The sequence below is a fragment of the Candidatus Acidiferrales bacterium genome (assembly GCA_036514995.1).
Taxonomy (GTDB): domain Bacteria; phylum Acidobacteriota; class Terriglobia; order Acidiferrales; family DATBWB01; genus DATBWB01.
The window spans coordinates 1-13,956 of record DATBWB010000038.1 but is presented as its reverse complement, the minus strand read 5'-3'; the positions used below and the strand labels follow the sequence as shown (position 1 = coordinate 13,956).

General features: G+C 62.3%; 11 protein-coding genes. All 11 read left to right on the top strand.

Features of this window, described 5'->3' with window-relative positions:
• Nucleotides 1-772: PASTA domain-containing protein (locus tag VIH17_02895; GenBank protein HEY4682177.1), on the top strand; the 772-nt coding region annotated here is incomplete at its 5' end.
• 77 nt (nucleotides 773-849) lie between these two features.
• Nucleotides 850-1,524, top strand: a complete 675-nt coding sequence (rpe, locus tag VIH17_02890; protein HEY4682176.1) for a ribulose-phosphate 3-epimerase — start codon at nucleotides 850-852, stop codon at nucleotides 1,522-1,524.
• Nucleotides 1,525-1,590: 66 nt separating this feature from the next.
• On the top strand, nucleotides 1,591-2,859 hold the full coding sequence (bamD, locus tag VIH17_02885; protein HEY4682175.1) for an outer membrane protein assembly factor BamD: 1,269 nt from the start codon (nucleotides 1,591-1,593) through the stop codon (nucleotides 2,857-2,859).
• Between the two features lie 151 nt (nucleotides 2,860-3,010).
• A complete protein-coding gene (locus VIH17_02880; protein ID HEY4682174.1) occupies nucleotides 3,011-5,224 on the top strand; it encodes a response regulator in 2,214 nt (737 codons plus the stop codon).
• Nucleotides 5,225-5,452: 228 nt separating this feature from the next.
• The gene (locus tag VIH17_02875; GenBank protein ID HEY4682173.1) at nucleotides 5,453-8,185 is read left to right on the top strand and encodes a valine--tRNA ligase; all 2,733 of its coding nucleotides are present in this window, start codon (nucleotides 5,453-5,455) and stop codon (nucleotides 8,183-8,185) included.
• Between the two features lie 70 nt (nucleotides 8,186-8,255).
• A complete protein-coding gene (nadC, locus tag VIH17_02870; GenBank protein ID HEY4682172.1) occupies nucleotides 8,256-9,134 on the top strand; it encodes a carboxylating nicotinate-nucleotide diphosphorylase in 879 nt (292 codons plus the stop codon).
• An 85-nt stretch (nucleotides 9,135-9,219) separates the two neighbouring features.
• The gene (locus VIH17_02865; protein ID HEY4682171.1) at nucleotides 9,220-9,951 is read left to right on the top strand and encodes a DUF1326 domain-containing protein; all 732 of its coding nucleotides are present in this window, start codon (nucleotides 9,220-9,222) and stop codon (nucleotides 9,949-9,951) included.
• Between the two features lie 325 nt (nucleotides 9,952-10,276).
• The gene (locus tag VIH17_02860) at nucleotides 10,277-11,275 is read left to right on the top strand and encodes a biotin--[acetyl-CoA-carboxylase] ligase (protein HEY4682170.1); all 999 of its coding nucleotides are present in this window, start codon (nucleotides 10,277-10,279) and stop codon (nucleotides 11,273-11,275) included.
• 24 nt (nucleotides 11,276-11,299) lie between these two features.
• Nucleotides 11,300-12,106, top strand: a complete 807-nt coding sequence (locus VIH17_02855) for a type III pantothenate kinase (protein HEY4682169.1) — start codon at nucleotides 11,300-11,302, stop codon at nucleotides 12,104-12,106.
• A gap of 49 nt (nucleotides 12,107-12,155) precedes the next feature.
• Nucleotides 12,156-12,953, top strand: coding sequence for a hypothetical protein (locus VIH17_02850; protein HEY4682168.1), 798 nt, complete (start codon nucleotides 12,156-12,158; stop codon nucleotides 12,951-12,953).
• Between the two features lie 107 nt (nucleotides 12,954-13,060).
• A partial coding sequence (locus VIH17_02845) for a TRAM domain-containing protein (GenBank protein HEY4682167.1) occupies nucleotides 13,061-13,956 on the top strand: 896 nt, incomplete at its 3' end.

Here is a 13,956-nt window from a genome sequence, read left to right as displayed (position 1 = left end):
GCTACAATCTGGAATTCGAGGCGGCGACAACGCAAGGCAATCACCCATGACCGTACGGCAACGCTTGGCCCAGGTCCTGCAGATTTTCTTTTTGGCTTTTCTTCTGGTGGCGGCCGGTTTCCTGAGTGCCGTGACGGCGATCCGCTTTGCCATTCGCGGGAAGCAAGTGGAAGTTCCCAACATGGTTGGCCTGACGGTGGCGCAAGCGCGGGGCAAGTTGCGAACGCTCGGCGTTCCCGTGCAAATTGCCGACCGCGCCTACAGCGACCAGCCGGTTGACCAGATCATCCGGCAGCTCCCGCCGCCGGGCACCCAGATCAAAGCCAACCGCGCCATCCACGTTTCGATCAGTCTGGGTCCCAGGAAATTTACCATCCCCGGGGTTGAGGGCCAAAGCCTGCGCGCCGCCCGCATTATTCTTCTCCAGAGCGGCCTGCACCTGGGCAGCGTGGCGCAAGTTCATCTGCCGGGCAGCCAGCCCGACCAGGTCATGCGCCAGCAACCGCCGGCGCAAGCTCCCGATGCGACCGACCCCCGCGTGAATCTTCTGGTCTCGCTGGGACCGCCACCCATCGAGATGGTGATGCCGGACATCACCGGCAAATTGCAACTGGAAGGGGAATTGATCCTGACCCGGGCTGGCCTGAAGGTCGGTCAGATATCGTCGGCACGGGATGCCGGTCGTCCCCGGCGAACGATCATTTCGAGCGACCCGCCCGCCGGTGCCAAGGTGGCTCAGGCTTCAGCCATCAACCTGCAAGTGGCGGAATGAGCCCGGCCCGAGTTGCGCCGGGGTAAAGGTGGTTCATCGCCCGGGTGTGATAGAATTTAAGAGTTTCGCCGGTGGTTATGGCTGAGATAGCTCCTTCGATCCTTGCGGCAGACTTCTCTCGCCTGGGGGCGCAAATCCAGGCCGTGCGCGAAGGCGGGGCCTCGATCATCCACGTGGACGTTATGGACGGCCACTTTGTGCCCAACCTGACCGTCGGCGTTCCGGTGGTGGCTTCCCTGCGCAAGGCAACCGATCTGCTGCTCGATGTGCATCTCATGATCGAAGAACCGGAGCGGTATATCCCCGATTTTGCTGAGGCCGGCGCGGATATGATTTCGGTGCATCCGGAAGCGACCCACCACCTCGACCGTGCCTTGCAGATGATTCGCCAGCGGGACATTGAAGCGGGAGCGGCCATCAACCCGGCGACGCCGGTGGGAGTGCTCAGCGAAGTCCTGCCGATGCTCGATTTTGTTCTGGTGATGTCGGTGAACCCGGGCTTTGGCGGACAAGAGTTTCTCCCGGGCAGCCTCGAAAAGATTCGCCAATTAAGGCGGCTGCGGGAAGAGTGCCGACTCGCTTTCCGGATCGAGGTGGATGGGGGCGTGGGTCTCGAAAACCTTTCCGACCTGGTCCGGGCAGGGGCAGAAATCCTGGTCGCCGGCACGTCGGTCTTCCACTCGCCTGACCCGGCGGCGACCGTGCGTGAAATGTTGAAGGCGGCCCAACTGGCGGTGGCGCAGAAAGTTTAGGCAGGCGGGCCCCGGGCCGGTGCAGGGACAGGGAGATAGGTTCGTATGCAGGCTGGGGCAAGAGGCTTGGCGTATCTGCTGGCGGTGTTACTGGTGTGGCTGGCGGCGGCCGGCTGCGGCCGGGGCAAGAAGCCGGACACGATGGACCTCTCGCAGTCGCAGGAGCCGGACAAGATTCTTTTCGAGCGCGCCCAGTATGAAATTCAACGCAAGCATTGGACGGTCGCCCGGCTGACCCTGCAAACCTTGATCAACACCTATCCGGATAGCGACCACCTGGCCAAAGCGAAGCTGGCCATCGCCGATTCCTACTACGCGGAAGGTGGCACCGCCGGCCTGACGCAGGCGGAGGCCGAGTACAAGGACTTCATCACCATCTTCCCCATGTTGCCGGAAGCGGCCGATGCGCAAATGCGCGTGGCGATGTCGCATTATCGCTTGATGGAGAAGCCCGACCGCGACCGCACCCATGCCGTCCGCGCCGAGGAAGAGCTGAAGGTTTTCTTGAAGACCTATCCGGGCAGCCCGCTGGTCGAGGAAGCCGAGCATCGCTTGCGCGAAGTGCAAGAGGTGCTGGCGGAGGGTGATTTCCGGGTGGCCCGCTTTTACTTCATCAAAGGCTCGAACCGCGCCGCCATCCCCCGCTTGCGCGAAATCGTGGACGAGTACCCGACTTATAGTAAGTCCGACCGGGCACTCTGGATGCTCGGTCAATCCTTCGAGCGCATCGAGCGCGCCGAAGAGGCTGCCAACTCCTATTCACGGATCATCACCGAATATCCGCTGAGCAAGCTCGTCCCCGACGCCAAGGATAAGCTCACTGCCCTCAACCGGCCGATCCCCGAGCCAAAACCGGAAGTGGTTGCCCGCGCCCAGTTGGAAGCACAACAGGCAAAGAAAGCGGGAGTGGTTGGTCGCCTGACCGGCATGTTCAAGCACGGCCCCGACGTCTCGGGAGCACAGGGCAAGATCACCAAGCCGAACCTCGAGAGCCGGACCGGCCGCTCAGCCCAGGTTGCCGCCGTCCCGGCACCAGCAGGCTCGGGCGTGGTCGTGCAGACGGTCCCGGAAGCGAGCGGGCCGGGACCAGGCTCGAGCCCCTCGCCGGGCGCCTCTTCCACGTCCCCATCCGTCGAAGCCAACCCTACACCTTCCTCCCCGGCTGCCACCCAGGCTGGGTCGGCGCAGGACACCTCGGCCAGCAGCTCTCCCTCATCGCGGGCAGAGGAGCAGCAAGCCGACACCAAGAAAAAGAAAGACAAGAAGCCGAAGAAAGAGTCCAGTAGCAAGAAAAAGGGAACCCTCAAGAAGATCATCACGCTGGGGCAAGGTTAGCCGGTTAGTCAGAACGGCACAAAGCGGTATTAGAACCCCATCCAAGTCCTCTGTTTCCAACCAAGAAATAGTACTATTACTTTCTATTGACTTGGCCCCTTCCGAGTGCTAAGTTTGGCACGTCCTCCCCCCTCCATCTCAAGGAGATTTCGTGCCCGCGACCATCCTGGTTGCAGACGACAACAGCAACATCCAGCGGATGGTTACGCACGAGCTGCGCGGAGAAGGGTTCAACGTCATTGCTGTCGGCAATGGCGAGGCGGCGGTGCGCAAAATTTCCGAACTTCATCCCGACCTTGTTCTGGCCGACGTCTTCATGCCGGTGCGCACCGGCTATGAGGTTTGCGAATTTGTCAAAAAGAATGAAGCGCTGGCCGGCATCCCGGTTGTGCTTCTCATCGGCGCCTTTGACCCGCTCGATGAAGCCGAGGTGCAGCGGGTGCGTGCCGACGGCGTGCTCAAGAAACCCTTTGTGCCGCCCGATCCTCTGGTTTTGACGGTCAAGCAGCTACTCGCGCGTTCCCGTGCCGGCACCGCCCAGGCGGGAGTCCCGGCACGATCGCCTACCGCCGCAGCCCCGACATTCGATTTCGTCGGCAACGACCACACGCCTACGCCAGTCCAGGCCTTTCTTCCGCCAACCCCGCCGGTCCCCCGGCCTTATCCGGCGGAACCGCCACCTCTCCCCTCTTCCCTCACGCACGCCAAGCCGACCGAGCCAGCCGCCAGGGTTGAAAAAAAGGCCGAAGAGGAAGAGCCAACACCGCAGGACTGGATCACGCGCCCCGAGCCGATCACCTACTTGGGCCGCGAGGAAGATAAGCCGCTGATCTTTTCCGATTTGCTCGAGGAAACCTTACCCCCCGAGACCGGGCGCCCGCTTGCTCCGGAAGAAGAAGCCCGTGAACTCTTGAAGGAGAAGACTTCAGCGTTCTACGATTTTGACGCGCTCGAAACAGGAGACAGCCAGAATGCGGTAGCTGAACCCCGCCCCGGCGGGGCGTCGAGTGCGCCGGCAGAGACAGAATCGCCTTCTCTTCGCGGCGCCGATCAAGTGATTCCTGCTGAAGCCCCGTGGTGGGAAAGCTCTGGTGGCGAAACACCTGCGTTGAATCCGCCTGTGCGGGACGGAACGGCTGTGGAGGAATCCGAACCCAAGCGCGTCTTGGAGGACGTGTCAACCACACGCACCCCGCCTGCCACCAACCTTCAGGGATGGCTCCAAGAAACCTTCCTGCTCGGGGCGGGTATGCCCCGCCGTCCCGCTACGGCGGGATTGCCAGCGGACTCTGGCAGCCAGGCGGAAGCGAGCGTCTTCGACAGCCCGGCCTGGCAGACCCCGGCCGAGGCACCCTTTGGGCCACCGCCAACGGAGACAGAACCCGTTCCCGGTGCACCAGCTCCGGGTGAGCCCTTTGCCCAACCGCTGGAGCTTTCCGAGTCGGCCCGGGAAGAGGGGAGCAAGCTACCTGAACTGCCCGAGGAAGTGACACTCGATAGCCAACCCCTGGTGTCCCAACTTGTCGGCACAGAAGAGACCTCTTTTGGCCCCCTCAGCGGGGTTTCGCATGAACCGGTTGCCGATTCGAGCGAAGCGCAAGAAGCGAGCGAGCCCATCGAAGAGATCCCCATGGAGCGCCAGTGGGTCGTTGAGGAGGCCTTCGCCCCCCCCGATAGAATCGGGGCTCCCAGCGGGTCGGAGCCGGAGTCAAGACGCGAGGAGCTACCCGCTCCCTTTGCGCAAAACCTGGTCGAGCAGGCCTTCGAAGTGGACGCGCCGCCACAGCTCACGGCCGAGGAAACCACCGCCCCGGAGCGGTTCTGGTCGGAACCGGAGCCGCCTCAAGTCGAGGAGACAACCGAGCCCATACGGACGGAACCCTTCGCAACCGAACCCTTTCTGACCGAACCACCCTCCACTGCGACAACGCCGGCTGGTGAGTCCGCCGCGAGCCCCGATCTTATCGGGGCGAGCGAAGAATCGTCCGTGGCCGAAGAGCCCTTCCTCACTGTGCCGGTGAGCGACGAGCTTGTCGAAGCAGAGCAACCATCCGCATACGCCCCTGCTGGAATCGGCGCCGCTTTCCCCGAGTCGGAGCCCATCGGCACACACCACGCGGGGGAACCTTTTCTTTCACCGGCAATCGAACCCGAAGAACCGCGACCCGTCGAAGGGGTCGAACCGGAGTTTCAGTTGACTCCTCCCGCGGCGCCTCCTCCCGAAAACGGTGAACTGGTGCAGAAGGTCGTCGAAGAAGTGATGTCCCGCCTTTCGCCTGATCTGCTCGAGCAAATCTCGCGCGAGCTGGTCAAGCCGCTCGCCGAAGCCGTCCTGAAGCAAAAAAATCGTCCCAAACCCGAATAGTGGGTTCATCCTCGGCGTTGGCAGCGCAACGTCTCGAGCCACCCGACTTGTCGGAGCAGTCGGGACTTGCCGGGATGCGGCGCTTCACCGCCTTGACGAAGCTCCGGGTCGGGAACGGCCGAAACGCTCTCTTGAAGGAAGCATTGCGCTGCCCGAGAGCGCGAATTATAGTAAGAGTTTGCGCTTCGTGGTTCGACTTCGCTCACCACAAGAGGCGCCTTTCCGACCATGCCGCTTGAGATTCCCAAAGCGTATGACCCGTCGGTGATTGAGCCGCGCTGGGCCCAATACTGGGTCGAGCGGCGGCTTTACGTCGCCGAAACCGACGAGCGCAAACCGATTTACTCGCTGGTGATCCCCCCGCCCAACGTCACCGGCTCGCTCCACATGGGCCACATGCTCGAGCACACCCAGATTGACATTTTGATGCGCTGGAAGCGCATGCTTGGGGCGAACGTGCTTTGGCTCCCCGGCACCGACCACGCCGGCATTGCCACCCAGCTTGTGGTCGAGCGGCAACTGGCCGACCAGGGAATGGAGCGCACGGCGCTGGGCCGGGCGGCGTTCGAGCAAAAGGTTTGGGAGTGGAAGGCGCAGTCGGGCGACGCGATCAAGAAGCAAATGATCCGTCTGGGAGCTTCCTGCGATTGGTCGCGGGAACGCTTCACGCTTGACCCGGCGCTCGCCCGCGCGGTGCGCGAAGTTTTTATCCGGCTGTACGAGGAAGCTCTGATCTACCGCGGAAGGTACATCGTCAACTGGTGCCCGCGCTGCCAGACGGCCATCTCCGACCTTGAAACCATTCACCAGGAGCGCAAGGACAAGCTCTACTACCTCCGTTATCCGGTGACGGGCTCGGAGGAGTTCGTCATCGTGGCCACCACCCGGCCGGAAACGATGCTCGGCGACAGCGCCGTCGCCGTCCACCCGGAAGACGCGCGCTACCGGCACCTCGCCGGCAAGCACCTCCTGCTGCCCCTGATGAAGCGCGAAATTCCCCTCATCACCGACAGCTACGTCAACCCCGAATTCGGCACCGGCGCCGTCAAGGTGACGCCCGCGCACGACCCGGCCGACTTTGAAACCGGCCTGCGACACTTCCTGCCGGAAATCAATATCATGGATGAGACCGGCCGGCTCAACGAGAACGCCGGCCCCTACGCCGACCTTGACCGCTGGGAAGCCCGCAAGCGCGTCATGCAGGACCTTTATCACGAAGGGCTCGTCGAACGGGTGGAAGATTACGTTCACGCCGTGGGCACCTGCCAGCGCTGCCATACGGTGGTCGAGCCGCGCGCCTCCACGCAATGGTTTGTGAAGGTCAAGCCGCTGGCCGAAGCCGCGATCCGGGCGGTCGAAGAAAAGCACACCCGGTTTGTCCCGGAGAACTGGACCAAAGTCTATTTCGACTGGTTGCGCAACATTCACGACTGGTGCATCTCCCGCCAGCTCTGGTGGGGCCACCGCATCCCGGCCTACTACTGCCGGGAGTGCGGCCAGGTGATGGTGGCGCGGGAGACGCCCCCGGCCTGCTCTCGCTGCGCCTCGGAAGGCGTCGAGCAGGACCCCGACGTACTCGACACGTGGTTCAGTTCGGCGCTCTGGCCCTTCTCCACGCTCGGCTGGCCCGATCGCACCGAAGACTTGAAGCGCTTCTATCCCACCAGCCTGCTCATCACCGGCTTCGACATCCTCTTCTTCTGGGTCGCCCGCATGATGATGATGGGTCTGAAATTCATGGATGACGTTCCCTTCCGCGAGGTCTATATCCACGCCCTGGTGCGCGACGCCGAGCGGCAGAAAATGTCCAAGACGAAAGGGAACGTGATTGATCCGCTCGCGGTGACCGATAAGTACGGCACCGACGCCGTCCGCTTCACCCTGGCCATCATGGCGGCGCCGGGAACGGATATTGTCCTGTCCGAAGACCGCATGGTCGGCTACCGCGCCTTTGCCAACAAAATCTGGAACGCGGCTCGTTTTATCTTCTTGAACCTCGACAAGTCGGAGCAAGCGGGGGTGGTGAAGCGGGAGGAGGTTGCCGCGGAACCCATTCTGGCGGGGGCGCCTTATCCGGTCCACGGCCAGGTCAGCCTGGCTGACCGCTGGCTGTTCGCGCGGCTCAACCACATCGCCGCTGACATCGAGGCCGCGCTCGAACAATACCGCTTCCATGAGGCCTCTCACCTGCTCTACCACTTCTTCTGGCACGAATTTTGTGATTGGTACATCGAGTGGGTGAAGCCTCAAATCACGTCGCTCGAGAAGAGCGAAGCCAATCAGGCAGCCTGGCGGAACCTCTTGGCCGCCTTTGAGACTGCCCTGCGGCTCCTGCATCCCTTCATGCCCTTCATCACCGAAGAGTTGTGGCACCAGTTGCCGCGTCAGTGTCGGGGCGAATCGATTTCCCGCGAAAGCTATCCGCAGGCGCGCCCCGAATGGGAGGACGCCGAGGCCGAGGCTCAGGTCGAGCTGCTCCAGCAGATCATCGCGGAAATCCGCAATATCCGCGCCGAGCTGAAGATCGAGCCAAAGAGAAAGATTGCCGCCGCCCTGGGATCGGAAGACCCTCAGGTGCTCGAACTGGTTCACCGCCAGGAGGCGATGGTTCTCGGGCTTGCCGGCCTCGAAAGACTCGACCGCCGCAGCGGCCATCTTGCGCCTGCGGCGGACAAGCCGGCCGCGGGTCCTGATTCCATCGGGACGGGAATCATCCGGTCGGCCGCTCGCTTCGACGTTTGGGTGGCGTTCGGCGTCAAGGACCGGGAAGTGGAACGCGCCAGACTCGCCAGGAAAAAAGAAAAAATCGAGGGCGAGCTGGCCCGGCTGGGCCGGCAATTGAACGACCGGACGTTTCGGGAAAAAGCTCCCGAGAACGTGATTCGTTCCATGGAAGCGCGACTCGGCGAGCTCCAGATCGAACATCAGAAACTCGTGGATCAGCTTGCCCGCCTGATTTGATCCCGGAAAGGCGGGACCGGAACGCGGAGGATTCTACCGTCCACGGCTCGCCCTGAACAGGTGCATACGCATGGCGCAGCCTGAAGCCATTTCCGCAGCCGCCACCCTCCCCGATTGGGGCTCTCCCGAAATTTTGGATCTGATTCGTCGCGCCCTCGAGGAAGACATCGGCGCGGGCGACCGCACCAGCTCTGCCATCGTGGCCGCCACCGCCCGGGCGGAAGGTGAAATCGTGGCCAAGCAGGACCTCGTTCTTGCCGGACTGCCTCTCGCCGAGCGTGTCTGGCGCTCGCTCGACCCCTCCCTTCGCCTGGAAGCGCAGCGAACCGATGGGGCGTGGGTTTCCTCAGGCGCCATGGTCGCCCGGTTGCGCGGCCCGGCGCGAGCGCTGCTTGCCGGCGAGCGGGTGGCCTTGAATTTCCTACAGCACCTGAGCGGCATTGCCACCTGGACGCGGCAATTGGTGCTGGCGGTTGCCGGCACCAAAGCCCGCATTCGGGACACGCGCAAGACCATTCCCGGGCTGCGCCGGCTTGAAAAATATGCGGTGCGGCTAGGCGGCGGAGAAAATCATCGCTTCGGGCTCTTCGATGGAATTTTGATCAAAGAAAATCACATTGCCCTGGCCGGCTCGGTTCGCCGGGCCATTGAATTGGCCAGGGAGAAGTCACCCGAGGTTCCCCTTGAAGTCGAAGTGCGCAATGAGGCCGAACTCGACGAAGCCGTGGCGGCGGGAGCGCCGCTCGTTCTCCTGGACAACATGAGCGCCGGGCAGGTGCGGGCGTGCGTGCTGCGAGCGGGCGGGCTGGTCAAGATGGAAGTCTCCGGGGGTATCCACCGCGAAAATATTCGCGCCTATGCCGAAGCCGGCGCCGACTACATCGCCGTGGGCGCGCTCACCCATTCCGCGCCCGCTGCCGACCTCTCTTTCCTCTGCAAACCGGAATAGTGCCCGCCGCAAGAGGGTCGCCCTTGCCAGGTGTCGCCTTGCGTGAGACAATCAACCCATCCCACTTGGAGGAGGAACTCTAAAGATGCGCCGCGCCGTGCTTGTAATACTGTTTGTGTCTCTAGCCGCCGGAATCAGCCTGGCCCAATACGGCAATCCGCCCGCCGAGGCCCAAAAAGCCATCGCCAAGCCTGATTTCAAGATCACCGCTTCGTACATCGAAGCCTGTAGCTGCGACCAATTTTGTCCCTGCTATTTCAACACCTTCGCCAAAGCGCATAACGGCGTCCATTTCTGTAAATTCAACAACGTCCTTCGCGTGGACAAGGGCTATTACAAGGACACCGACTTGGCCGGAGTCAAAGTCTGGCTGACCGGCGATCTTGGCCACGAATGGGGCCAGGGCAAGGCCGACTGGCTCGTCTTCACCTTCGATCCAAGCGTCACCAAGGCACAACAAGCAGCGATGCTGGACATTCTTCCCAAACTCTATCCAGTCCGTTGGAACCCCTTGGGCGTGGACAGCGTTCCCATCGCCTGGCAGGTGGAAAAGAACGTCGCCCATGCCCGCCTCGGCAACGACAAGGGGGAAGTGATCCTGGAGCGGATTGCCGGCAATAACAACGATCCGGCCAAAGAGGTGGTGATCGGGAACCTGAAGTATTGGGCGGCGCAATCGAATACCGGCTTCCGCATGTGGAAGAACAAGCGCCACTACTACGAAGGCCATGACCAAAAATTTGAGTTCTCGGGCACCAACGGGTTTTTGATCACGATTCACTTCGAGGGCTCCGCCTCGAAACCAGCGGCTGACTGATTCCCGCCTGAGCCGCCGGCGGTCACCATCTCGGGGTGGCGCCGACATCGTATTCGGATGTCGGCTGCCTGCCCCGCCGGCTCCCCACTTGTGCCGTTCCAACTATTTCGGGCTAACTACTTCAAGAAGCCAGTCCCGCTCTGCGGGACGTAGTTTGTCGCTCGAGCTCGTCATGCTGCTCAAATAGTTGGAACGGCACTTGTCTTTCGAGTGCCGCCCCGAATAGACTCTGGAGCGTTGTTGGGCACCCTCTCCCGGTGGCGCAGGCATCGTCCCGCCGCGGCTGGATGGCTGCGGCACTGGCGAGAAGATCCGAGGCACTCGGTTGCTCAGAAGCATTGCCGGAACCACTGACCGCCGCATTGATCGGCTGCTGTCGCTTTTGATGGACCACGCGACGGTGGTTGTATCCGGAGCGAAGGTGGCCAGAGAGATTGGCGTCACCCGGTGGACGGTTTGGCGCTGGATGGAGAAGCTGCGCTCGCTGGGCGTCCGGGTCAAGGGCCACCCGATGAAGGGCTACCAGCTCGAGCGCATGCCGGACATCCTCGTGCCCGGCCAGCTCCAAAAACATCTGCGCGGAACAGGTCTGGGAAAGCGCATCCACCACTTTTTCAAGATTGACTCGACCAACACCGTCGCCATGAACCTGGGCGCGCAGGACGAGCCGCACGGCTCGATCGTCCTGGCCGAGGAGCAAACCGCCGGGCGCGGCCGCGTCGGGCGAAGCTGGTATTCGGAAAAATCGAGTGGTATCTACGTGAGCGTGCTGCTGCGCCCGGAAATTTCGCCCGTGCAGGCGCCGGTGCTCACCTTGCTTTCCGGCCTTGCCGTCCATGAAGCGGTGAGAGAAACCACCGGGATGCAACCGGACATTCGCTGGCCGAACGACCTCCTCCTCCAGGGCAAGAAATTCTGCGGCATCCTCACCGAGATGAATGCTGAGCCGGACCGCGTCCATTTTGTGGTGGTCGGCATCGGGGTGGACGTGAACCACGCCCAGATGCCCGACGAGCTGGTTGCCATCGCCGCTTCGTTGCGGATGCTGACCGGGAAAAGCTATTCGCGGTTGGAACTTCTGGCGCGGTTGCTGCGCTGCCTGGACCGCTATTACAATCAATTTCTGGAGCAGGGTCCGCAGGCGATCATCGACCGGTGGCGCGCCGCCTCGAGCTACTGCGAGGGCAAGCGGGTGAAGATCGTGGCTGCCACGGAGACGTACACCGGCCGCACCGCCGGGCTCGATGCCAGCGGCCTGCTGCGCATTATCACCGATGACGGCCGCGTCCAGACGGTGCTCTCCGGCGACGTGAGGGAGATTTGAGCATCCGACCCCCAGAGCTTTTCTATGCTCCTCGTCATTGATATCGGCAACACCAACACGGTGCTGGGCGTGTATGACGGCGACCGGCTGGTAGCGCACTGGCGGCTCACCACCGAGCGCAATCAAACCAACGACGAGTACGGCATCCTGACCCGCAACCTCTTCTCCCTCGCCGGGATCGATCCCAAAGCGATCACCGGCGTGATCATCGCTTCGGTGGTTCCCCCGCTCAACGCGGTGCTGGCGGAGATGGCGCGCCGCTACTTTGATCTGGAAGCCCTTTTTGTCGAGCCGGGAATCCGCACCGGCATCTCGGTCCACTACGACAATCCGCAGGAGGTGGGCGCCGACCGGATTGTGAATGCGGTGGCCGCTTTTGAAAAATACGGCGGCCCATGCATCGTGGTGGACTTCGGCACCGCCGTCACCTTTGACGCCATCTCCGCCCAAGGCGAATACCTGGGCGGGGTCATCGCCCCGGGCATCAGCATCGCCTCGGAAGCGCTCTTTGAGCACGCCGCCCGGCTCCCGCGCGTCGAAATCAAGGAGCCCGAGAAAATCATCGGCACCAACACGGTCGGCAGCATGCAGTCCGGGCTTTATTACGGCGCGGTGGACATGGTGGACGGCCTGATTGCGAGGATCAAAACGGTGCTCGGAGGGAACGCCAAGGCCATCGCCACCGGCGGCCAGGCTTCGCTCGTCGCCAGCGGTTCGCGCCACATTTCGATCACCGATGAATTTCTGACGCTCGAAGGCCTCCGCATTCTCTGGGAACGGAACCGGGCCGTCCCGATCCCGCAAAGCGGAACAGCTTCAAAACGCAGGTAAGAGAGATCCGCGAAGAAGCCTTCAGCCTGAAGGATTCCGAGAAACCACAGTGGGCCAGTCGTTCAATTACTTCAACTACTTCACCGAAATCGAGGAATATTTTTGGAAGAAGCGCGGAGCGCATCTGCTGGTCTCGCCGCTCGACTGGGCGATCCTGGAAACCTGGCAGAAGGCCGGCATTCCGGTGCGGGCGGTACAAAAGGGCATTGATCGAGCGTTTGAAGCCTACGGGCGCTCGAAACGCAAGCGCCCGGTCAAAAGCCTGGCCTATTGCGTGGACGCCGTGCTTGATGCTGCAAGAGAAATGAGCGAAGCAGCAGTGGGCAAAAGCCCCGCCGCGGGCGCTGCCGAGCGAGATAGCGGTTTCTCCGCTGAACGTATTGCTCGCTTCCTCGAAGACAACGCCCGCTTGCTTCGCCAGGCGGCTGGAAAAGTGAGACTCGAAACTCGGCACTCGGCACCCGGCACTCAGTACCCGGCACTCGGCACTGACCACGCGGCACTCGGCACCGCCTTTGAGCGCACCGCAGACGAATTGAGCGCGACCGCAGCCCGCCTCGGCGGGATCGCACCGCCGGGTGCCGAAGGCTCGGGAGAACCATCTCCGGACCTCGAAGATCTGGAGCGGCGACTCACGGTTCTCGAAGAAAAACTGATGGCGGCGATTACCGCAAATCTTGGCGAAGAGGAACTGGTGGAGATTCGCCGCGAAATGGACCGGGCGCTCGTGCCCTATCGCCGAAAAATGACCGCCGAGCAACTGGCGTTGCTTGAGCGGCAGTACACCCAACGAAAATTGTTTGAACAATTGCGTTTGCCGCGACTCAGTTTGTTCTACCTGGGGTGAGGGTAACGGGTTGCTGGTCCCGCTCTGCGGGATCGCTGGCCGCTGGTCACTGGACACGGGTCGCCGGCCACTGGCTTGCCCTGAGGCCGGCCGAACGGTCGCTTGAAATGGATTTCAAAATCCAAAAGCTGGTTTACGGCCCTGATGCCCTGGCCCATCACGAGGGCAAGCCAGTTTTCATTCCCTTCGTGTTGCCGGGCGAGCTAGTCACCGCCCAGTTGATCGAAGACAAGAAGAAATTCATCCGCGCCAGACCCGTCGAGATTCTCGAGCGGTCTCCGGAACGAGTGGATCCGCCGTGCCAGTATTTCACCCGCTGCGGCGGCTGCCACTACCAGCAGATGAGCTATGAGCGGCAGCTCGCCGCCAAGCAAGAGATCCTGCGCGAAACGCTTCGGCGGCTGGGAAAGATAGACTGGCAGGAAGAGATTCGCGCCCACCCTTCCCCTCCACTCGGCCCTGAAGCGTCTGGTTCAGGGCTCGGCTATCGCAATCGCGCTCAGTTCAAAATCAAGCAGACGTTTGCCACGTTCATCCAAGTGGGCTATTACGCGCCGGGCACGACCGCGCTTTGCCCCGTGCACCATTGTCCCATCGCCTCCCCGGCGCTCAATCGGGCGCTCGAAGCCCTGGCCCAATTGGCAGCGGAAGATAAATTGCCGCCGGAGCTGCGCGAGGCGGAAGTCTTCGCCGATGACCGGGATGAAACTCTTTTGCTGACCCTTTCCCATGTCGGGATCGGTCAGCCAGGAAAGAATCTCGCGGAGCTGCTTACGAGCCAAATCCCGGGAACCGTTTCCGTCCAGTTTTGCGATCTGCGGGACAACCGCAAGCAACTCTTCGGGGCGGGCCACCTGGATTATCGCGTTGCCGGCCGCTCGTACCGCGTCAGCCACGGGTCGTTTTTCCAGGTGAACCGCGCCCTGCTCCCGGAGATGGTGGATTTGGTCGCAAGCGAAAGCGGCGGCCTGCTGCTTGATCTCTACGCCGGGGTGGGGCTTTT

Coding starts and splice junctions, on each gene's coding strand:
- rpe (HEY4682176.1), top strand. CDS start 850: ATGGCTGAGATAGCTCCTTCGATCCTTGCGGCAGACTTCTCTCGCCTG.
- VIH17_02875 (HEY4682173.1), top strand. CDS start 5,453: ATGCCGCTTGAGATTCCCAAAGCGTATGACCCGTCGGTGATTGAGCCG.
- nadC (HEY4682172.1), top strand. CDS start 8,256: ATGGCGCAGCCTGAAGCCATTTCCGCAGCCGCCACCCTCCCCGATTGG.
- VIH17_02865 (HEY4682171.1), top strand. CDS start 9,220: ATGCGCCGCGCCGTGCTTGTAATACTGTTTGTGTCTCTAGCCGCCGGA.
- VIH17_02855 (HEY4682169.1), top strand. CDS start 11,300: ATGCTCCTCGTCATTGATATCGGCAACACCAACACGGTGCTGGGCGTG.